Annotated in this window: 19 protein-coding genes; 9 read left to right on the plus strand and 10 right to left on the minus strand. The window is 71.5% G+C overall.

The annotated features are described in order from the left end of the window. Positions 1 to 30: 30 nt before the first annotated feature. Positions 31 to 1035 carry a LacI family DNA-binding transcriptional regulator gene (locus Aiant_RS42545; protein ID WP_189330298.1) on the plus strand — a complete coding sequence of 335 codons (1005 nt, stop codon included), beginning with the start codon at positions 31 to 33 and terminating at the stop codon, positions 1033 to 1035. Between the two features lies 1 nt (position 1036). On the opposite strand, the gene Aiant_RS42550 is transcribed toward Aiant_RS42545, so the two are convergent. From Aiant_RS42550 to Aiant_RS42575, 6 genes are all read right to left on the minus strand, one after another. Next, positions 1037 to 4135, minus strand: coding sequence for a GH92 family glycosyl hydrolase (locus Aiant_RS42550; protein ID WP_189330299.1), 3099 nt, complete (start codon positions 4133 to 4135; stop codon positions 1037 to 1039). 175 nt (positions 4136 to 4310) lie between these two features. Beyond that, positions 4311 to 5327, minus strand: a complete 1017-nt coding sequence (locus Aiant_RS42555; RefSeq protein WP_189330300.1) for a PucR family transcriptional regulator — start codon at positions 5325 to 5327, stop codon at positions 4311 to 4313. Further along, complete coding sequence (locus Aiant_RS42560) at positions 5314 to 6105, minus strand: ABC transporter permease subunit (protein ID WP_229829995.1); 792 nt, start codon at positions 6103 to 6105, stop codon at positions 5314 to 5316. Before Aiant_RS42560 ends, Aiant_RS42555 begins: the two co-directional genes overlap by 14 nt. Further along, the gene (locus Aiant_RS42565) at positions 6080 to 7009 is read right to left on the minus strand and encodes an ABC transporter ATP-binding protein (protein ID WP_189330301.1); all 930 of its coding nucleotides are present in this window, start codon (positions 7007 to 7009) and stop codon (positions 6080 to 6082) included. Before Aiant_RS42565 ends, Aiant_RS42560 begins: the two co-directional genes overlap by 26 nt. Before the next feature lie 104 nt (positions 7010 to 7113). Continuing rightward, on the minus strand, positions 7114 to 9108 hold the full coding sequence (locus tag Aiant_RS42570; protein ID WP_189330302.1) for a beta-1,3-glucanase family protein: 1995 nt from the start codon (positions 9106 to 9108) through the stop codon (positions 7114 to 7116). A gap of 262 nt (positions 9109 to 9370) precedes the next feature. Next, entirely contained in the window at positions 9371 to 9952 is a 582-nt protein-coding gene (locus tag Aiant_RS42575; protein WP_189330303.1) for a TetR/AcrR family transcriptional regulator, read from the minus strand. Between the two features lie 54 nt (positions 9953 to 10006). On the opposite strand from Aiant_RS42575, the gene Aiant_RS42580 reads away from it, so the two are divergent. Both Aiant_RS42580 and Aiant_RS42585 read left to right on the plus strand, forming a co-directional pair. Next, positions 10007 to 10372, plus strand: coding sequence for a DoxX family protein (locus tag Aiant_RS42580; protein ID WP_189330304.1), 366 nt, complete (start codon positions 10007 to 10009; stop codon positions 10370 to 10372). A gap of 39 nt (positions 10373 to 10411) precedes the next feature. Then, complete coding sequence (locus Aiant_RS42585; RefSeq protein WP_189330305.1) at positions 10412 to 11017, plus strand: hypothetical protein; 606 nt, start codon at positions 10412 to 10414, stop codon at positions 11015 to 11017. A 30-nt stretch (positions 11018 to 11047) separates the two neighbouring features. Here the strand turns inward: Aiant_RS42585 and Aiant_RS42590 are convergent, their stop codons facing one another. Then, on the minus strand, positions 11048 to 11785 hold the full coding sequence (locus Aiant_RS42590) for an SIMPL domain-containing protein (protein ID WP_189330306.1): 738 nt from the start codon (positions 11783 to 11785) through the stop codon (positions 11048 to 11050). 63 nt (positions 11786 to 11848) lie between these two features. Next, on the minus strand, positions 11849 to 12484 hold the full coding sequence (locus Aiant_RS42595; RefSeq protein ID WP_189330307.1) for an NAD(P)-dependent oxidoreductase: 636 nt from the start codon (positions 12482 to 12484) through the stop codon (positions 11849 to 11851). A gap of 78 nt (positions 12485 to 12562) precedes the next feature. Between Aiant_RS42595 and Aiant_RS42600 the strand changes: the two genes are divergently transcribed. Then, positions 12563 to 13258: a TetR/AcrR family transcriptional regulator C-terminal domain-containing protein gene (locus tag Aiant_RS42600; protein WP_189330308.1), complete on the plus strand. Its 696-nt coding sequence runs from the start codon at positions 12563 to 12565 to the stop codon at positions 13256 to 13258. Here the strand turns inward: Aiant_RS42600 and Aiant_RS42605 are convergent. Continuing rightward, entirely contained in the window at positions 13227 to 14117 is an 891-nt protein-coding gene (locus Aiant_RS42605) for a LysR family transcriptional regulator (RefSeq protein ID WP_189330309.1), read from the minus strand. The genes Aiant_RS42600 and Aiant_RS42605 overlap by 32 nt on opposite strands. Before the next feature lie 74 nt (positions 14118 to 14191). Between Aiant_RS42605 and Aiant_RS42610 the strand changes: the two genes are divergently transcribed. Both Aiant_RS42610 and Aiant_RS42615 read left to right on the plus strand, forming a co-directional pair. Further along, positions 14192 to 14623 carry a carboxymuconolactone decarboxylase family protein gene (locus Aiant_RS42610; RefSeq protein ID WP_212846810.1) on the plus strand — a complete coding sequence of 144 codons (432 nt, stop codon included), beginning with the start codon at positions 14192 to 14194 and terminating at the stop codon, positions 14621 to 14623. Positions 14624 to 14627: 4 nt separating this feature from the next. Next, on the plus strand, positions 14628 to 15761 hold the full coding sequence (locus Aiant_RS42615) for a hypothetical protein (RefSeq protein WP_189330310.1): 1134 nt from the start codon (positions 14628 to 14630) through the stop codon (positions 15759 to 15761). Between the two features lie 35 nt (positions 15762 to 15796). Here Aiant_RS42615 and Aiant_RS42620 read toward each other — a convergent pair whose 3' ends face one another. Further along, entirely contained in the window at positions 15797 to 16636 is an 840-nt protein-coding gene (locus Aiant_RS42620) for a LysR family transcriptional regulator (RefSeq protein WP_212847353.1), read from the minus strand. Between the two features lie 103 nt (positions 16637 to 16739). On the opposite strand from Aiant_RS42620, the gene Aiant_RS42625 reads away from it, so the two are divergent. The 3 genes from Aiant_RS42625 (at position 16740) to Aiant_RS42635 (ending at position 19266) form a co-directional block, all read left to right on the plus strand. Continuing rightward, entirely contained in the window at positions 16740 to 17474 is a 735-nt protein-coding gene (locus tag Aiant_RS42625) for an SDR family oxidoreductase (RefSeq protein WP_189330312.1), read from the plus strand. Between the two features lie 251 nt (positions 17475 to 17725). Next, entirely contained in the window at positions 17726 to 18103 is a 378-nt protein-coding gene (locus Aiant_RS42630; protein ID WP_229829996.1) for a cyclic-phosphate processing receiver domain-containing protein, read from the plus strand. 131 nt (positions 18104 to 18234) lie between these two features. Then, positions 18235 to 19266 carry a serine/threonine protein phosphatase gene (locus tag Aiant_RS42635; RefSeq protein ID WP_229829997.1) on the plus strand — a complete coding sequence of 344 codons (1032 nt, stop codon included), beginning with the start codon at positions 18235 to 18237 and terminating at the stop codon, positions 19264 to 19266. The last annotated feature ends 48 nt before the right edge of the window (positions 19267 to 19314 follow it).

The raw sequence follows: 19314 nt of genomic DNA on the forward strand, positions 1-19314 counted from the left end.
CCGTGACGTCCTTGCGGCATAATCCGGGGCATGCCCGTCGATGAGTCGCCGGCTCGGCCGCCGACCCTGAACGAGGTCGCGGCCCGCGCCGGCGTGAGCCTCAAAACCGCCTCCCGGGCGCTGAACGGCGAGCCCTACGTGTCCGGGGCGACCGGGCAGCGGGTCCGGCAGGCCGCCGACGAGCTGGGTTACCGCCCCAACGGGCTGGCCCGCGAGCTGCGCACCGGCGGGACGTCGGCGCTGGTCGGGCTGATCAGCGGCGACCTGGCGAACCCGTTCTACTCCGCGGTCGCCAGCGGCGCCGAACGCGAGCTGCGCCAGCACGGCCTGCTGCTGATCACGGTGAACAACGACGAGGACGGCGAGCTGGAGAGCAGCCTGCTCGCGGCGCTGGTGGAGCGCCGGGTCCGGGCCCTGCTGGTGGTCCCGAGCGCCGGGAGCCTCGTCGCCGGGAGCGCGCACAGCCACAACGTGCCGTTCGTCTTCCTGGACCGCCCGCCGGCGGACCCGGTCGCGGACAGCGTCCTGATCGACAACGCCGGTGGCGCCCGCGCGGCCGCCGAGCACCTGCTGGCCGGCGGCCACCGGCGCATCGCCCTGGTCGCCGACCTGGTCCGGACCACCTCGCAGCAGGCCCGGATCAGCGGCTTCTCGGCGGCGATGCGGGCGGCCGGCAACCCGGACTGGGAGCCGTACCTGCGCACCGACGTGCACGACGCGGCCACCGCCGGCCGGGTCGTCGAGGAGCTGCTGGGCCTGCCGGAGCCACCGACCGCGCTGTTCACCACCAACAACCGGCTCACCATCGGGGCGCTGCGGGCGCTGCGCGGGCGTGCGGTGCCGCCCGCGCTGGTCGGGTTCGACGACTTCGAGCTGGCCGACGTGGTCGGGGTGACCGTGGTCGCGCACGACATGAGCGAGCTGGGCCGGCGGGCGGCCCAGCTCGCGTACGAACGGATCAACGGCTATGCCGGACCCCCGCGGACCGTCGTCATCCCGGCGACGCTGGTGCCGCGCGGATCCGGCGAGCGTTAGGTCAGCCGCGGACGTCGAACTCGTAGATCCGGGCGGCGGTGTTGCCGTCGCCGGCCGGAGTGATGACATTGAGCCGGACGTACCGGGCATCCGCGTTCACCGTCGTGGTGGTGCTGTCGGACGTGTTGCCGCGGACCTGAGCCCGGTTGGTCCAGGTCGTGCCGTCGGGGGAGGTGAGGATGTCGAAGTCCCGGGTGTTCCAGGACGGGAACTCACCGCCGGCGCCGGCGTGCCGGATCACCACCGAGCCGATGTGTTTCGTGCTGCCCAGGTCGCTCTGGAGCCACTTGGTGCTCCCACCGGAACACCACTTGTCGTTCCAGCCGCCCAGCCAGCTGCCGTTGACCGCCTTCTCCGGGCCCTCGCCGGCGCCGCAGGACGAGTCGGCGGTGGTCGGGGTCCGCAGGGCCAGGTCGGCCGGGAAGCTGCTCGATCCGTACACCTCCAGTTCGTAGATGCGGGCGGCGGTGTTGCCGTCGTTGGCCGGGGTGGTGACGTCCAGCCGCACGTAGCGGGCCGTCCGGGCCGGGATCGGGGCGTAGGTGCGGCTGGCCCGGGCGCCGCCGACCGTGACCGCGGCCGACCAGGTGGCGTTGTCGGTGCTGGTGGCGATGGTGAAGGCGCCGGTGTTCCAGTTGGTCCGCTCACCGCCGAGACCGGCGTGTTTGACGATGAACGAGGACACGTTCTGCGCCGAGCCGAGGTCGACGGTCAGGGTGCGCGGGGTGCCGGTCGTACACCACTTGCTGTTGTCCCGCAGCAGGTTGTCGACGGCCTTGTCCGGGGTCTCCGAGCCGCAGGCGGCCGCGCCGCCGGTGACCGGCTTGCCGAGCGCCAGGTTCGGGCCGAGGTCCGGCTCGGCGGGCGGCTGCTGCGCGCCGTCGCCGAAGCTGGGCGGCACGTCGCCGGAGCCGGTTCCCCAGCTGCCGGGGGAGGAGCCCATCGTGTACGCGATCGTGGCCCCGCCGCCGATCTGCGGGTACCGGAGGTAGCTGTGGCTGGTGGCGGTGCCGTCCAGAGAGAGCGACTGGACGTACCGGTTGGTGGCGCTGCCGCCGGTGATGGTGATGTCCCCGCCTGGGCGCTGGATCAGCACGGCCGGGAAGAGACCGCCGTGCACGGCCAGGGTGTCGGCGCCCGAGGTGACCGGGTAGAGGCCGAGCGCGGCCCAGACGTACCAGGCGCTGGTCGCGCCGAGGTCGTCGTTGCCGGGCAGCCCGCCCGCGCCGGTGGTGAACGACTCGCTCATCACCCGGCGGACCGCGTCGGAGGCGCCGGCCGGTTTGCGGGCGTAGTGGTACGCCCACGGCACGCCGTGCTCCGGCTCGTTGCCGACGTAGAAGTACGGCCGCGACAGCCCGCCGTTGAGCTCGGTGAAGTGGTGGTCGAGCCGCTGCACCGCGGTGCCCGGCCCGCCCATCAGGGTGACCAGCGCGCCCAGGTTGTGCGGCACCATCCAGGTGTACTGGGCGGCGTTGCCCTCCACATACGGGCTCTCGGTGGCCGGGTTCAGCGGCCAGACGTAGGCTCCGCTGCTGTCCCGGGTGTGTATGTACGACGACTCGCCGTTGAACAGACTGCGCCAGTACTGCGAGTGGGTCGCGTAGGTGTTGTAGGCCGCGGTGTCCCCGAGCGCCTTGGCGAACTGGCTGATCGCGAAGTCGCTGGAGGCGTACTCCAGGGTCTCCGACGGGTTGCCGGGGATGAAGTGATTGGCCTCGTAGGACGCACGGTTGCCGCGCAGGACGTACCCCTGGGTGCTGCCGCCGGTGGCGCTCTTCTTCATCAGCGCGAGCGCGGCCGCGGTGTCGAAGTCACGCACACCGAACGCGTAGGCGCTGGCCACGATGATCGGCCCGGGGTCGCCGGGCATCACGAAGTCCTCGATGCTCTGGTGCGACCACTTCGGCAGCAGACCGCCCTGCTGGCCGTCGAGCACCATCGACTTGACGATGTCGGTCATCACGTCCGGCGCGATCAGCGCGGTCAGCGCCGCCCACGAGCGGTAGATGTCCCAGCCCGAGTAGTTCTGGTACACCGGGTGCGAGGCGCTGTGCACCGCGCCGTCGAAGCCCATGTACTGCCCGTTGGTGTCGCTGGCGACGTTCGGGTTCATCAGCACGTGGTAGAGCGCGGTGTAGAACTTCTGCAGGTCGGTCGTGCTCCCGCCGGTCGCCTGGACCCGATTCAGCGCCGCGTTCCAGTCGTCGTTCGCGCGGGTCCGGACGGTGGCGAAGGACGCGGCCTCGGCGGTGGCGTTGTTCTGCGCGTTGGCCACGCTGACGAAGGAGATGCCGATCGTCGCGGTGACCACCGGGTTCGTGCTGGTGTCGAAGGTGACGTAGGCGCCGGCCTGGTTTCCGCTCGTGCTGGTCGATCCGGCGTTGATCGTGCCGCCGTTGAACGTGCCGACGCCGGTGGGCGTGCGGTCGAACAGGATCGAGTAGTACATCTTGAACGTGCGCCCGCCGCAGAACCCGCCGGCGGTGTGCTCGCCCCAGACCCGGTTGCCGGTGATCGTCACGTTGCCCGCCCGGTCGCCGGTGGCCGACCGGGAGGCGTTGATCAGCACCCGGGCGCTGGTCGTGGCGGGGTAGGTGAGCTTCAGGGCGCCGGTGCGGGTGGTGGCGCTCAGCTCGGCGTCGACGCCGTACTTGTCGAGGCGGTTCTTGTAGTAACCGGGCGAGGCGGACTCGTTGGACTTGGTGTACGCGCTGGCGTACGAGGTCCAGGCGTTGCCCGGCGACGAGCCGAGGTTCCCGGTGATCGGCAGGATCGGCAGGTCCTCGTTGTTCGGACAGCCGGCCCCGTTGAAGTGGGTGAGGCTGAACGACTCGATGGTCCGGTCCCGGTCGCGATAGCCGGACGGGGAGCCGGTTGGCGTGTCCGGGCTGAACTGCACCATCCCGAACGGCACGGTGGCGCCGGGGAAGGTGCTGCCGCCGGCGCCGCCGCCGACCGGGTTGGGGGAGTTGCTGTCGTCGGTGCCGACGAACGGGTTGACGTACTGAGTGAGGTTGAGATCGGCGGCCTGGGCCGCCTGCGGGGCTGACAGGACCGCGGCGGTGAGGACGACCGCGGCGGCGAGGGTACGGAGCATCGTTGTTGCCGTCCCTTCGGTGTGACATGGGTTGTGACAACGTTGTCAGCGGACATCAACCAATGTCAATGTTCTGCCGGTTACGAAACCAACCGGCATCGCCTTGCAGGGCCGCCGAGCCCGGGAGGCAGCGGGCCGTGGTCTCCACGGCGACCAGCGATGACCGAGCTTGAGGTCAGGAGGACGGCCAGCCCAGCAGGCGGGCGCCGAGGACGGCGGCGTGCAGGGTGAAGCGCTGGGTGGGCTCGCCCGGGTGGTAACCGGTCAGGTCGCGGATGCGGTCGAGGCGGTAGGTGACGGCGCGGACCGACAGGTGCATGTGTCGGGCGGTCGCGGTGTAGTTGCCCTGGTTGTCGAAGAGCACGCTGAGCACGTCCAGGTAGGGCTGCGGGCCGCCGCGGGCGGTGACCAGCGGGCCGAGCACGGTGTCGACCAGGTCGGTGATCGCCTCGCGGTCGCGCAGCAGCACCGGGAAGACCAGCAGGTCGGCGGCGTTGAGCAGGGGAGCGGTGAAGTTCAGCTTGGCCGCGTGGTCGAGGGCGTTGTGCGCCTCCTCCAGCGAGGCGGCCAGGCCCGGCAGCCCGGGGTGGGCGCGCCCGACGGCGACCTGCCAGCGGCCCGCGCCGAGCTCGCCGCGCAGCAGGTGGGCCAGTTCGGCGTCGATGCCGCGCAGGCCGCCCGCGCTGATGCAGACCAGCTCGCCGTCGCGCAGGGCGGTGAGGGTGTTGGCGGCGCCGAACCGGGCGGCGAGAGCGGCATCGACCCGCTGGGCGACCTGCGGGGTGATCCCGGCGCCGCGGCCGACCAGCACGGTGTGCGTGGCGGACAGGCGGATGCCGTACCGGTTGGCGCGCTCGGCCAGGCGGCCGGGATCGACCCGCCCGGTGAACAGGTCGTTGATGAAGGTGATGCGTTCGCTGCCGTGCCGGTCCAGCTCGACCCGGGCCTGCCCCGCGTACCCGTCCAGCAGGCCGCCGAGGGCGTCGCGCAGGGCGTCGAGCAGCGCCGGGCCCTCCGCCACGGCGCCCGCTGCCGCAAGCATCGTGTCGACGAGGTCGCGCAGTTCCAGGCCGGCGTCGGCGGCCCGGGCGCCCACCTTGGACGCGGCCTGCCGCCGTTCGCCGGCCGGGAGCTGGAGCAGCGCCGCGCACTCGGGCGCCGGCTCGACGCGGCTGGGGTCAGACACCGACATCGCGACGGTCGAAACGGATCACGCCGGCGATCGCGCTGCCCGCGCCCACGGCCACCAGCGTCAGCAGGTGCGCGGGATGCCAGCCGGTGTGCAGCGGATCGGTGCCGATGTAGTAGTGGAACGGCGACAGCCAGCGCAGCCAATGCAGTCCGCCCGCCATGTCGCTGAGCGCCTGGGCCATGTAGGTGGCGACGGCGAGGGTGCCGGTGACCGCCAGCACGGTGGCGCGCCGCCCGCTCACCGCGCCGGCGAGGAACGCGATGCCGCCGAAACACCAGGTCAGCGCGACCAGGCCGGTCGAGGCCGCGGTCACGTTCGACCACGTGATGTCCATGCCGGTGCCCGCCACGACGATCAGCAGCACGATGCCGGGCAGGGCGGCGATGCCGGTGGCGACCGCGGCGGCCGCGGCGAGCCGCTGGCCGGCGAACCGGGTGCGGGACACCGGAACGGTCAGCAGCAGCTCCATGCCGCCGTCCTCCTCCGGCCGTGGGATCGTGCGGGCCGTCAGCGTGATCGTGCAGAACAGCGTCAGCAGCGGGCCGAGCAGGCTGAAGATGCTCGCCTGCAGATATCCGGCGGGGGAGACCAGGTCCGGGACGCCGAGGAAGTCGAGCATGCCCTGCGGCAGCGCCTGCTGCTTGAGCTCGGCGGCGCCCTTGAGCTGCTGGTAGAAACCGGCGTAGACGAGCGTGAAGACGGTGACGCCGACGGCCCAGCCGAGCACCGACCGGCGGTCGTCGCGCCAGCTCTTACGCACCAGTGGCGGCAGCAGCATCGCCGGCTCCTTCGCTGTGGTAGTAGAAGGACAGGAACGTCTCTTCCAGGTCGGGCTCGGCGGAGAGCAGGTCCACCACCTCGTGCCTGGCCGCCGCCTTGATCAGCGGGTCCAAACGGCCGTCCACGGTGCACTTGAGCACCGGACCGGACACGGTCACGTCGGTGATTCCGGGCAGGGCGCGGAACTCGTCCGGGCTGACCGGGTCGGCGAAGTGGATCTCGACGGTACGCACGGCGCGCCGGCCCAGCGACTCGACCCGTTCGACCGCGGCGAGCCGGCCGCCGCGCACGATGGCCACCCGGTCGGCGACCTCCTGCACCTCGGCGAGCACGTGGGAGGACATGAAGACGGTCTGCCCGGCGGCCCGCGCCTCGCGGACCATGGCCAGGAACTCCTGCTGCATCAGCGGGTCCAGGCCACTGGTCGGCTCGTCGAGCACGAGCAGCGCGGGCTCGTGCATGAACGCCTGCACCAGGCCGACCTTCTGCTTGTTGCCCTTGCTCATCGCCCGTACCGGCCGGGACAGGTCCAGTTCCAGGCGGCCGGCCAGGTCGGTGACGTGTCTCCAGGACACACCGCCGCGGGCGTCGCCGAAGAAGCGCAGCAGGTCGGCCGCGCGTTCCCGGCCGGGGAAGGTGAGCTCGCCCGGCAGGTAGCCGATCTGGCGGTGCAGGCGGGCCTTGTCGCGGCGCGGATCGAGGCCGAGGACAGTGGCGTGGCCGCGGGTCGGGCGCAGGAAGTCCAGGAGCAGCCGGATGGTGGTGGTCTTGCCGGCGCCGTTGGGACCGAGGAAGCCCATCACCTCCCCGGCGCCGACGTCCAGATGGAGGCCTTCGATGCCGCGCTGGGAACCGTAGAACTTGGTCAGGTCCTCGGCGAGCACGGCGAGGTCGGTGGTCATGACCCCATCCTGGTCGCCGGGCCGGGACGGATTCCAGGTCGCGGTCCGGACGAGATGGGCGTCAGTACGTTGCCGGAACCCGGCAACGTACTGACGCCGAGGACTCAGGCCTTGCTGAACTTCTGGGCGGCGGAGCCGTTGCAGTCCCAGATCTGCAGGCGGGCGCCGTTGGCGGTGCTGCCGGACGGCGAGTCGACGCAGCGGCCGGACTGCGGGTTGGTGATGGTGCCGTTGCTGTTGACGACCCAGGTCTGCGCCGCGTTGCCGGTGCAGTTGTGCAGCTGGAGCTGGGTGCCGTTGGCGGTGCCGCCACCGGCGATGTCCAGGCACATGCCCAGGGTGGTCAGTGACTGGCCGGTCCAGGCCCAGTGCTGGTCCTTGGCGGTGAGCTGGCAGTCCCAGAGCTGCACGGCCGCCCCGTCGCCACCGACGTCGTCGCCGGCCACGTCGACGCACTTGCCGCCGGGAGCGGTCAGGTTGGTGGCGCCGCCGTTGTAGGCGAACTTCTGCGCGCCGGAGCCGTTGCAGTCCCAGATCTGCAGCCGCGTGCCGTTGGCGGTGGCGCCGGACGGCGAGTCGACGCAGCGGCCGGACTGCGGGTTGCGCAGCGAGCCGTCGGGCTGGGTGACGAACTGCTGGCCGCCGACCCCGTTGCAGTCCCAGAGCTCCAGCTTGGCCCCGTTGGCGGTGCCGTTGCCGGTGATGTCGAGGCAGCGGCCCAGAGTCCGCAGGGTGCCGCCGGTGAGCGTCCAGTGCTGGTCCTTGGCGCTCGCCTGGCAGTCCCACAGCTGCACGGCCGCGCCGTTGCCACCGGTGTCGTCACCGGCCACGTCGACGCACTTGCCGCCCGGCCCGGCGACGGTGTAACCGGTGGTCGAGCCGCCACCGCCACCCCCGCCGCCGCCACCACCGACGAACGGCGAGAGGGTGACGCCGGCCGAGGTCGGGTTGTTCGAGTAGACCAGCGACTCCTGGTTCTGCACGTCGTCGAAGGCGAACGCGTACGCCTTCCCGTCCGCCATGTTCGCGTGGATGATCCGCGCGTACTGGTTGGTGGGGTTGCTCTTGTAGAAGTCGGCCGCCGTGCCGCCCGGCTGGGTGTCGATGGTGCCGAGGGTGCCCCGGTTCAGCGCCGCGCACAGGGTACGGGCGATCGGGCCGACCACCAGGTCGTTGGGCGCGGCGAGGTTGCCGTCACAGCCCCAGACGTTGGCGCTCGACGGCTTGTTGAACGAGGCGACCTGCGCGCCGGAGCTGTTCGTGAACACCATGGTGGTCCCGGACGTACGTCCGAAGTACTTGGTGTTGGGCTGGTCCCCGAACGGCACCACGGTGAGCGTCTTGCTCGCGTAGGCGTTCCACGCGGAGGTGATGTAGGAGTCCAGGTAGGTGCTGCTGAGCAGCCCCGCGTCGGCGGACTTGCCCGGCGAGAGCACCCGCAGCACGGTCCCGTCCGAGCGGGTCACCACGGTGTTCGCCCAGCCGGGCTGCGCCTTGATCTGGTCGATCACGTTCTGCCGGCCGTTGGCGACGACCGTGCCGGTGGTCTTGATGCCGTCGCTGCCGGAGACGGTGACCACGTGCGGGACGGCGAACATGTCCACCTGCGAGCTGTTGAGCCACAGCCCGGAGTCGTTGTAGGTGAACTCGCTCCAGTCGAACAGGATGTCGTGGTTCGGGTCGCCGGAGGCCCACGGCGCCGGCTGCACCAGGCCGTCCGGGGTGAGGAAGAACTTGAGCTTCGCGCCGAGCGACATGTAGAGCCGGCCGGAGAAGTTGCGCGGCAGCTGCACGGTGGTGCTGCCGCCGTTGCCCGGTCCGCCGATGGCGACGTCCGGGGCGGGGGACGGGGGCAGCGAGCCGGCCGGCCAGGCGTTGAAGGTGCCGCCGGCGGTGACGTAGCCGAGCCGGCCGGTCGTCAGGTTGACGCCGATGACGTACAGATAGGTCGTGTCACCACGCCCGGTGCTGTTGGTGACCGTGAACGGCAGCAGGTTGGGTCCGACGGCCTGGGCCGCCGGCGCGGCCGCGGCCACGCCCGCTGGGATTGCTGTCAGGAGCGCGGCGAGCGCGCTCAACAGTCTTTTTCGTACGGCCATAGGGGACTCCAGGGGGAACGGGGAGTGAGGTGCGCCACAGGACGAGAGAGCGCTCTCAGATAATGTCCTTAACAATTGTGAACTGTCAATGGCGGCTCACCCGGTTCGGACGACGACCCGGCCGGCCCGGCGACGTAGCGTGCCGCCATGGACGCCGCGGCCGCCGATCGGTACGCCACGTCCATCGCCGGCGCGACCCACCCGGCCCGCGACCTGCCGCGTGCCCCGCGAGTGCCGGTGCGCGGACTGCTCCCCGCGCCGGTCAGGAGGGACGGCCCAGCACCCGGGCGGTGACCTCGGCGACCAGGCTCGGCGGGATCGGCCGGTGCGCGACGAAGCGCCGGTAGAAGAACGGTGCGGCCAGCAGGTCGACGGTCAGTTCCGGGTCGAGTCCGGCGGGAAGCTGACCGCGCTGCCGAGCCCGGAGCAGCACGGCCAGCATCGGCTCCCGGCGACGCCGGGTCAGCTCGGCGTGCAGCGTCCGCAGGGCGGGATCGCGCTCGGCCGCGTCGATGAAGGCGGCGAGCAGGCGCGGGAACGGCGTGTGGTCCAGCAGTGCGACGAACGCGGTGAGCAACTCCGCGACGTCGGTCTCCACCCGGCCGGTGTCCGGGGTCGGCAGCGGTTCGAAGGCGGCGTCCATGGCGTCGACCAGCAGCGCGCTCGCGGTGGGCCAGTGCCGGTAGAGCGTTGCCTTGCTGGCACCGGCCCGCCGGGCGACCGCTTCCATGGTGAAGCCCGCGAGGCCGTGCTCGTCGAGCACCTCCAGGGCGGCCCGGAGCACCCGCCGGCGGGCGCCCGGCCCACGCGAAATGGGCCGTTGTGCCCCTGTCGGTCGTGTCATTGTCCGCGCCCTCATCGAAACGGTAGCGTTTCTATAAGGGTAAGGGAGGTGTCGATGCGACCTCACCCCGGCGCCTACTGGCTGACCACCGCCGTCGTGGCGGGTGAGTGCGCGGTCGGCGGCGCCCTCGACCTGATCAAGGCGCCGCCGTTCTTTCCGATGATGATCGAGTTGGGCTATCCGGCCTACCTAGCCGCGATCTTGGGCACGGCCAAACTCATCGCCGCGGTGATCCTGCTGGCACCACGCCTGCCTCGCCTGAAGGAGTGGGCCTACGCCGGCGTCACCATCAACATGATCGGTGCGGCCGCCTCGCACCTCGCCGTGCACCAACCCGTCACCACTGTGCTGGCGCCTACCGTGTTCGTGGTCCTGGCGTTGCTGTCCTGGGCGTGGCGTCCACCTTCCCGCACCCTCTGAGCTGGGCCGATTGCTCCTCGGTGCGAGCATCCTGGTCCGATGTTCGTGTTCGATGCGGCTTCCGAGCCGGGCCGCCGACGCTTCGCCGGCCCGGTGGTCCTCGCCGTGGTCTTGCTGATCGGGGTGGCGTTGTGGCGGTTTCCGCCCGCCGGCGTGACCGCACCCGATCCCTCGCCCCCGGCCCCGCCCCCGCCGGGGGACACCTTCAGGTGCGGGTCCGTTTACCTGGGCGATGATGCTGTCCAGCGGGCGAAGGACGACGAGACGTGCCGGCGGCTGTCGGCTGACTACTTCCGGCGGTCACCCCGGACGAATCAGGACGCCGTCGATCCCCGGGCCGTGGACATCAGCCGCGCCGTGCTGGTGGTGGCCTGCGCCGACCAGGTGTCGAGCGGGTGTCCGTACCGGGAACGTCCGGCGCGGCCCGATGACGTGACGAAGATCAGCGGCGTCCTGCGCGGCATGGGCTACCCGGAGGCGACGGTCCGCCTCGCTCGTCCGGCCGATCCGGCGGCCGAGGGGACCGTGATCATCGGCGTACCCGTCGATGGTCTCTGCTACGTCGCCGGCATCCGGATGGGCTTCCCGCCGCAGGCGGTTCCGCTCTCCGGCCTGCTCCCCGACGGCCGCTGCCTGGACCGGTGACCCGACGGCGGACCGTGGCGGGCTTCCGGGTCAGCCGAAGGCCCACTCCACGGTGACGGTCACGGACAGCTGCTGCTGCCCGGGCTCGACCGGCGCCGCCGCGCCGGGGGCGAATGACGCGAATCTGTCCTGGCCGCCGGTGTACTCGTAGCTGGGAGTGCCCTCGGTGATCTTGACGACGTGGCCGAGTGGGCGGCCGGCCGCGCGGGCGTACAGTTCGGCCTTGCCGCGGGCGTCGGCGAAGGCCTTCTCCCGGGCCTGGGCCAGCAGGGCGGCGTCGTTCTCGATCGCGAAGGACACGCCGTTGAGCCGGGCCGCGTCACCGCCCGCCGCGACGGCCGCGGAGATGACCGGGCCGGCCTGCGGGATCTTCCGGATCTTCGCGGTGAGACCCTGGTTGACGGTGTAGCCGGTGATCTTCTGGGCATCGTCGCGGCGGGCGTTGATGCCGAAGTCCGACGTCTGGAGGTCGGCCTTGGCCACCCCGGCGCGCACGAGCGCGTCGCGCATCCGGGTGGCCGCGGTGTTGGCGCGATCCAGGGCGTCGGCGACCGTGGCGGCGCTGGTCTCCACGGCGAAGTTGGCGGCGAGCGTGTCCGGCGTACCGAAAACTTCGCCTGTGCCGGTGACCAGCACGCCTTCCCGGGGTTGATCGGCGGTCCGGTCGCCGGCGGCGACCGCCGGCTGACTGCCGAGCAGCAGGGCCGGGGGAGTGGCCAGGGCGGCCAGGACGACGAGCGCGGGGACGGCGAGACGGGTCTTGTTCATTCGTCCTGTTTACGGGCTTTTAGGCGTTTCGGCGGGCGATTCGGGGATCTGCACCCGGAGGACCTATTCGGCCAGGCTGGGCGCGCGGCGCGAGAAGCGTCCCCGCTCGATCTCCTCGACGATGAACCGGGCCACGTCGCCGCGGGTGATCTTCCAGCCGCCGGCCGGGGTGACGTTGTCGGCAACCCGGAACGTGCCCACGGGCTCGCGGTCCTGGAGATAGGTGGGGCGCACGAACGTCCAGTCCAGATCGGTGGCGCGAACGATCTCCTCCATCCGCCGCATGTCGGTGTAGAGGTCGATGCCGATCGGGCGGATCAGCCCGCGGTACCACCAGGGGGCGTGCGGGTCGTCGTGCCGGACCCCGACCGAGGTGATGCCGAGGTAGCGGCGGACGCCGGTGGTCCGCATCGCGGCCACGGTGGCGCGGGCGCCGTCGGAGTAGAGCCCGTGCGCCTTGCGGCCGGTGGGGCCGACGGCGCTGACCACCACGTCGTGTCCGGCGATGACGTCGTGCAGGCCGCCGGGATCGCGGACGTCGGCGCGCGCGACGCGGAGCCCGGGATCGGCGGTGGACGGGAAGTTCTCCGGGGTCCGGACGGCGGCGGTGACGCGGTGCCCCGCGCGCAGCGCCTCCTCGACGATCAGGCGTCCGGTGCGGCCGGCGGCGCCGAGCACCACGAGGTTCTTGCGGGTCATCACATTTCTCCCTTGACGAACGCTGTTCGTGACGAACTATGGTCGTGACGAACAGTGTTCGTCAAGTAGGCTGCCGGCGTGAGGGACAACCCGAGAACCCGGCCCGCCAAGGCACCCCTGGGCCGCGCCGCCGTCGTCGCGGCGGCGCTGGCGCTGGTCGACGAGGTCGGCTTCGCCGCGGTGACCATGCGTCGCGTCGCCCAGGCTCTCGACACCGGTCCCGCCTCGCTCTATGTGTATGTCGCGGACCGCAACGAGCTGATGGCGCAGGTGTACGATCTCGCGCTGGCCGAGGTCGAACTGCCCGGTCCCGCCGACGGCGACTGGCGGGAGCGGCTGGAGCTGCTCGTCAGCCGGATGATCCGCGTGCTCAGCCGGCACGACGACCTCGCGCTGGTCGCCCTGACCGGCGTGCAGACCGGGCCGCACTCGTTGCGCGTCATGGAGGAGACGCTGCGGCTGCTGCGCGAGGGCGGCGTCGACGACGCGACCTGCGCCTGGGCCGCGGACCTGCTCGACCAGCACGTCATCGCGTCGGCGCTGGAGCGGGCCGGTTGGCTGCGGGACCAGCGCCGCGCCGCGGACGCCGGCGCGCAGGACCTGGCCCGGGCGGCCGGGACGCAGCTGGACGAGGTGATCGGCGCGCTGCCCGCTGAGGACTACCCGACGCTGCACGCCCTGCGGCGCTCGATGACCAGCACCGGCAACGGCGACGCGCGCGCGGCGTGGCAGCTGTCGGCGATCATCGACGGACTGCTGGCCCGGCGTCGATGAGGTCGCGGAAGCGGCCGGCCAGCGGGTTGCCGGCATCCGCGCGCCAGACGAGCAGGTTGGTGGTGGAGGCGCCGTCCAGCGGTCGCGGCGTGACTCCCTGACGGTTCAGGGCGCGGAAGGAGTCGGCCAGCACCGCGGCGCCGAGGCCGACCGCGACCAGGGCGAGCAGGGTCTGCACCGTGCGGCCCTCGGCGGCGATCCGAGGCGTGACACCGGCCCGGTGGCACAGCTCGACGATCTCGTCGTACGAGTGCGGTGACGCCTCGCGCGGCCAGAGCAGCAGCGGGATCTCGCCGAGCGCGGTGAGCGGCAGCGGCCCGTCGCCCCGGGCCAGTTCGTGGTCGGCGGGCAGATACAGCGCGAGCGGCTCCTGCCACCACAGCCTGGTGCGCAGCCGCTCGTCGGCGGCGGGCAGGCGCTGCACCGCGAGGTCGTAGCTGCCGTCGAGCACCCCGGCCGACATCTCCGCGTCGTTGAAGCTCTCGACCAGCCGCAGCTCGACATCGGGGAACCGGCGGCGGAACGTTGCCAGGGTGGCGGCCAGCGGCCCGTTGATGCCGGACCCGGCGAAGGCCACGGTCAGCCGCCCCCGGATGCCGGCCGCCACCTGGCGGACCTCTCGCTCGGCGGCCTCGGTCGCGGCGAGGATGGCGCGGGCGTGGCCCAGCAGCACGGCGCCGGCGATCGTCGGTGTCATCCGGCGGTTCTCGCGGGTGAACAGGTCGGCGCCGAGCCGGCGTTCGAAATCGCGCAGCTGGCGGCCGAGGGTGGGCTGGGTGACGTGCAGCCGCTCGGCGGCGGCGGCGATCGTGCCGCAGTCCGCGATCGCGAGTGCGTAGCGCAGCAGGCGCAATTCCATGATTGCCTCCGAGGCAATTTGATCATGCCCAAGAGTGCCTTGCGAGCAGTGTCCGAGCGATCGAGACTGGGCTCGTGGAGATCACCGAGACCGAGCGGGAAGCCGTCCGCCGGCAGCAGTACGACCGCGGCCTGGAAGTGTTGCGGCAGATCGACGGCGAGGCCGGGCAGCGCGTCATCGACAGCCTGGCCGACGTCGCGCCCGAGCTGGGGAACCAGGTGGTGTCCTGGGCGTTCGGCGAGATCTACGCCCGGCCGGGGCTGGCGCCGCGGGATCGGCAGCTGGTCACCCTCGGCATGCTCACCGCGCTCGGTGGCTGCGAGCCGCAGCTGGAGGTGCATGTCAACGCGGCGCTCAACGTCGGCCTGACCCGGGAGGAGATCGTGGAGGCGTTGCTGCACGCGGCGGTCTATTGCGGAATGCCGAAGGCGCTGAACGCGACCTTCGTGGCCAAAAAGGTGTTCGCGACCCGGTCGGGCGGTGACGCGTCCTCCTTGATCAAATAAGCGGATGACCGAGGACGAGATCGTCGAGCGGATCCGCCGGGCTCGGCAGCGTGAGCAGACCCCGGCCCGGATCGGCGGGCACGAGGTGCTGATCGACACCGTCCGGCTGCCCACCGGAATCGTCACGACCGTGCACCGGATCCTTGACGGGCGGGTCACCGTGCTGCACGCCGGAGCCGGCTCGTTCCGTGAGGACGTGGCGCGGGCGCTGCTGGACGTACCCGCGGTCGCCACCGGCACGGTGCAGCCGGTCGCCATCGACGTGCCCGGCCTGCGGCTGGACCGCGCGCTCGCGCTCGGCCCCGACGACGCGGGATCCGATCCGGAGCTGGACGAGCGGACCGTGATCGTGGTGGCCGTGCATCACAGCGAGATCCTGCCGGGCGAGCCGGAGCAGGACTTCGCGACGGCGATCTCGACGCGTGGCACCGGCCTGGCGTACCGGCTCAACGAGTGGGACCGCCACCCGGTGCCGCGCGCCGACGCCCGGCTGCTCGACGACTGGCCCGGCGGCATGATGCACCGGTCGGAGCGGTTCCACCCGTGGCAGGCCGAGCGGATGCTGACCCGGGTCGCCCCGGACGGCCCCGCGGAGGTACGCGTCGAGATCCGCAGCATGGCCGGGCACGACCTGGTCCTCCAGCGCCGATGGGACCGGGCCGTGGGCACGCTCACCTTCCCCGACGGCACGCCCGTGCCGATCGACCTGCCCCGGCACGAACTGTGGGCCCGGCTCGGCGCGGTGTTCCTCGGCGAGGACACGACCGGCCTGGTCACGGTCGCCGCGGGCACGCCGGAGGCGGACGTCCTGGAGATCCGGTATCAGACCGAGGACCGGGGCTGGGCGTCACTGCCCCGGATGGAGTCCCTGGACAGCTGCGTGGCCCGGCTCGACGCGCACATCCTGCGTTCGCCGGGCAACTGGGCGGTCTTCACCTCCGCCTCGGACGCGGTGATCCAGGTGGAGTGCACCGAGGAGGGCGGCCTCTGGCTGGAGACCCCGGACCCGGACACCAAGCAGTCCCTGGGCCGGCTGGTCACCGTCGCGGAGGCCGCCACCCTGCTGGGCGTCCTGGCCCGCGAGGACCGCAGCGCCGTGGCCGACCTGCCCGGCGTCGAAACCGTCCCGTGGGACTGAGCCGGTAATGCGGCCTTGGTGACGGCTGGTCGTTGTTACAGCCGGGCTGCCGTACGGACCAAGCCCGCGACGGCCTGGGAGCGGCTGTGCGCGGGCCAGGCGAGAACGGTCGTCACGTGCGGTGCGTCGGTCAGGGGAATGGCGGCGTGGGCGCTCCACAGCCATGATCGGGATGAGGCGCAGAGGACGGCCAGGGTGTGCCCGAGGGCGATCAGCTGTGCCAGCTGCGACTGGTCATGGATTTCGGGGCCCGGGCCAGGGTCGTAAGTGCCGTCGTGCCGGGGCCAGCGGGCGATCGGCAGGCCGGGCACCTCGCTGATGTCCGCCATGGTCAGGGATGCCCGGGTGGCGAGGGGATGTCCGGCGGGCAGGATGGCGATCTGTTGCTCGGTCAGCAGGTCCTCGGTGTCGAAGCCGGCGAGGTCGTCGAACGGGCGCTGCATGAGCGCCGCGTCGGCGCGGCCGTCGCGCAACATCCGCGCCTGGTCTCCCATGCCGCACAGCAGCACGTCGATCCCGGCCGCGTCCGGTTCGGCGGCGTGGGCGTCGAGAAGCTTCCGCAACAGCTCGTGGTTCGTGCCGGCCTTCGTCGCCAGGGTCAGCCGGCCCGGGGAGGATGCGGCACGGCGGGTGCGGTGTGCGGCTGCGGCGGTGGCGTCGAGGATGACGCGGGCCTCGTCGAGCAGTACCCGGCCGGCGCCGGTGAGGGACACGCCGCGGCGGTTGCGGTCCAGCAGGGTGACACCGAGGCGTCGCTCGAGCTGCTGAATCGCCCGGGACAGGGGCGGCTGGGCGATGCCGAGGCGCTCCGCCGCCCGGCTGAAGTGCAGCTCCTCGGCGACGGTGACGAAATACCTGAGCTCCCGGGTCTCCAGCGCGTCCACCCGCCCGACGATACTGCGGTGATACCGGCCGGGTATCACCAGCGCACCTGAACGGTGTAAGGATGCCGCACGCCGGCGAGCCACCATCGGCCTCATGAGCAACCAGAAGACCGCGCTGGTGACCGGCGCGAACAAGGGACTCGGATACGAGATCGCGGCGGGGCTGGGTTCGCGGGGCTACCGCGTGGTGGTGGGTTCCCGCGACAGGGCCCGGGGCGATGCGGCCGTGAAGCTGCTGGACGCCGCCGGAGTGGACGCGTTCGCGGTTGCGCTGGACGTGACCAGTGACCGCAGTGTCACCGACGCGGTGGGCCTGATCGAAAGCCGAGGCGGACGCCTGGACGTCCTGGTCAACAACGCCGGCATCTCGGGAGAGACCGGACCGGGGTGGGTGCAGGATCCGACCACGCTCAATCTTGACGTGGTCCGCACGGTCGTGGAAACCAATGTCTACGGTGCGATCCGGGTGACCAACGCGATGCTGCCGTTGTTGCGGCGCTCGGCGTCACCACGCATCGTCAACATCTCCAGCAGCGTCGGGTCGGTGAACTGGCAGGCCGACCCGGACGTCGAAGTCGGCCCGATCATGGCGGTGTACTCGCCGACGAAGTCGTACCTGAACGCGATCACGGTGCAGTACGCCCGGCAGTTCGCCGGCACGGGCATCCTCATCAACGCGGCCTGCCCGGGCCTGGTCGCGACCGACTTCACCGGATTCCGGGGCCGGCCCGCCCGGGAAGCCGCGGCGACGGCGATCCGGCTCGCGACGCTCCCCGACGGCGGCCCGACCGGCTCCTTCTTCAACGACGACGGCGTCATCCCCTGGTGACCGGACATGAGGTGGCAGCCGCGCCTGGGGACAGGTCGGCGTCCGTGTTCCTCCGGCAGTTCCTGCCACCAGGGATACTCGGTGATCTGTTCGGGGTGCAGGACACACGGACGCGGCAGGTAGGCATCGCCGCTCACGAGGACGGGAGCCGGAGGCGTGTCGAGCGGGTCGACAACGCTCGACGCCGCGCGCCATCTCAGCGTCACCTGCGGACCCGTCGGGACATCCCCGGGGTGAGGCATCATCACACCGTGACCGCGAGAGTGCCTGGCCGGGTCGTGCTGATCGACGATCTCCGCTCGTTCGTCGACGGCCGTGTTGCCGAGGTGGCCCGCACGAGCGCGGACGGGGTCGCGCTGCTGAACCGCTGTCGGGATCGGCGGCTCGACGAGCTGTGGCTTGACCATGATCTCGGCGAGGACGACACGATCTGGCCGGTTGTCGAACTCCTGGAGCGCGCTGCCTTCGAGGACCGCCCTTTTGACATCGGCATCATCCACATCCATTCCGCGAACCCGGCCGGCGCCGGGAAGATGATGCAGGCTCTTCAGCGCTGGGGCTACCGCGTCCGGGTCTCGACGGGATCGTCCGACGTCGGGTACCGGGACAAGCCGACTGCCTCGAACTGACCACCGCGAGAGGCCGATCCCGCTCCCGCCCAGCGGGTAGGCAGCAGAGCAGGCGCTGGTGAAGGAAGAACTCGCGAACGGCGGCCGACGCGGCCGTTCGGCATCGTGTCGGAGAGTGGCATGATGCCGAGGTGCTCCTTGAGCGGCGTTCCCGCCGTGACCACGTCGCGGCCGTGCTGGCGGGCCGGGCCGACGGCGAGCTGGCGGCGTCGTTGCAGGCCGTGCCCCTCATCGGCGTAGGCGTGGGTGGCGGCGCGTCCAGCATCGACATCGACGGCGTGCCGGTGTTCGTCAAGTGGCTCCCGATCACCGATCGGGAGTTGGCTCATCCACACAGCACGGCAAACCTGTTCGGCCTGCCGGCCCGTTGGCAATACGGCATGTATCGCCTGCCCGGTCCGGGTTTCGGTGCGTGGCGCGAATTGGCCGCGAATCGGACCGTCACCGAAGGGGTCCTTGCCGGCGAAACGCCGTCCTTCCCGTTGCTGTACCACTGGCGGGTGCTGCCCGGCCGCCCGCCGATTGCGGCAGAGCACCTCGACATCGATGCCGTCGTCGCCCAGTTCGGTGGCGACGAAGCCGTCCGCGCCCGGCTTGACGCGCTGGCGAGCGCCACGGCGAGCCTCGTGCTGTTTCTGGAACATCTTCCCGACCGGCTGCCTCGCTGGCTGAGCGACCCGGTCGGCAGGGCCGCGACGGTGGAACGGCAACTGTTCGAGATGGTGGCGTTCTTGCGTAACCGCGAGGTGCTGCACCTGGACGGACACTTCGGCAACATTCGGGCCGACGACGAACAGCTTTACCTTGTCGACTTCGGGCTGGCCACCTCGCCGCGCTTCGACCTGTCGGAGGCCGAGCGCGACTTCGCGGCCGCCAACGCCGGGCACGACGCCGACTACGCGTCCATGCGGCTGGTGAACTGGCTGATCACCTCGACATGCGGGGTGCCCGCACCGGCCGGCGGCCGGCCCGTCGTCCGTGACCAGCTTGTACGCCGGTGCGCAACCGGCGACATCCCTCCCGGTTTACCGCTGCCCGTGGCAGACATCGTCGCCAGACACGCCCCCGCGGCCGCCCGGATGAACGAGTTCTGCTCGCGCTTGTTCGACGGCGACCTTTTCGCTCGGTATCCCGGCACGATGCGCTCACCCGCCCAGCCATGACCGCCATCGTGGCGTATCGACGCCGGAGAACGCTGAAGACTTCGCTGC

Origin of the sequence: Actinoplanes ianthinogenes (genome assembly GCF_018324205.1) — a bacterium.
Taxonomy (GTDB): Bacteria; Actinomycetota; Actinomycetes; order Mycobacteriales; family Micromonosporaceae; genus Actinoplanes; species Actinoplanes ianthinogenes.

Bases quoted from the DNA above. Each gene is read 5' to 3' on its own strand.
- Aiant_RS42570 (WP_189330302.1), bottom strand. From the start codon at position 9,108: ATGGCCGTACGAAAAAGACTGTTGAGCGCGCTCGCCGCGCTCCTGACA.
- Aiant_RS42550 (WP_189330299.1), bottom strand. From the start codon at position 4,135: ATGCTCCGTACCCTCGCCGCCGCGGTCGTCCTCACCGCCGCGGTCCTG.
- Aiant_RS42605 (WP_189330309.1), bottom strand. From the start codon at position 14,117: ATGGAATTGCGCCTGCTGCGCTACGCACTCGCGATCGCGGACTGCGGC.
- Aiant_RS42575 (WP_189330303.1), bottom strand. From the start codon at position 9,952: ATGACACGACCGACAGGGGCACAACGGCCCATTTCGCGTGGGCCGGGC.
- Aiant_RS42595 (WP_189330307.1), bottom strand. From the start codon at position 12,484: ATGACCCGCAAGAACCTCGTGGTGCTCGGCGCCGCCGGCCGCACCGGA.
- Aiant_RS42560 (WP_229829995.1), bottom strand. From the start codon at position 6,105: ATGCTGCTGCCGCCACTGGTGCGTAAGAGCTGGCGCGACGACCGCCGG.
- Aiant_RS42580 (WP_189330304.1), top strand. From the start codon at position 10,007: ATGCGACCTCACCCCGGCGCCTACTGGCTGACCACCGCCGTCGTGGCG.
- Aiant_RS42625 (WP_189330312.1), top strand. From the start codon at position 16,740: ATGAGCAACCAGAAGACCGCGCTGGTGACCGGCGCGAACAAGGGACTC.
- Aiant_RS42565 (WP_189330301.1), bottom strand. From the start codon at position 7,009: ATGACCACCGACCTCGCCGTGCTCGCCGAGGACCTGACCAAGTTCTAC.
- Aiant_RS42555 (WP_189330300.1), bottom strand. From the start codon at position 5,327: ATGTCGGTGTCTGACCCCAGCCGCGTCGAGCCGGCGCCCGAGTGCGCG.
- Aiant_RS42615 (WP_189330310.1), top strand. From the start codon at position 14,628: ATGACCGAGGACGAGATCGTCGAGCGGATCCGCCGGGCTCGGCAGCGT.
- Aiant_RS42585 (WP_189330305.1), top strand. From the start codon at position 10,412: ATGTTCGTGTTCGATGCGGCTTCCGAGCCGGGCCGCCGACGCTTCGCC.
- Aiant_RS42590 (WP_189330306.1), bottom strand. From the start codon at position 11,785: ATGAACAAGACCCGTCTCGCCGTCCCCGCGCTCGTCGTCCTGGCCGCC.
- Aiant_RS42545 (WP_189330298.1), top strand. From the start codon at position 31: ATGCCCGTCGATGAGTCGCCGGCTCGGCCGCCGACCCTGAACGAGGTC.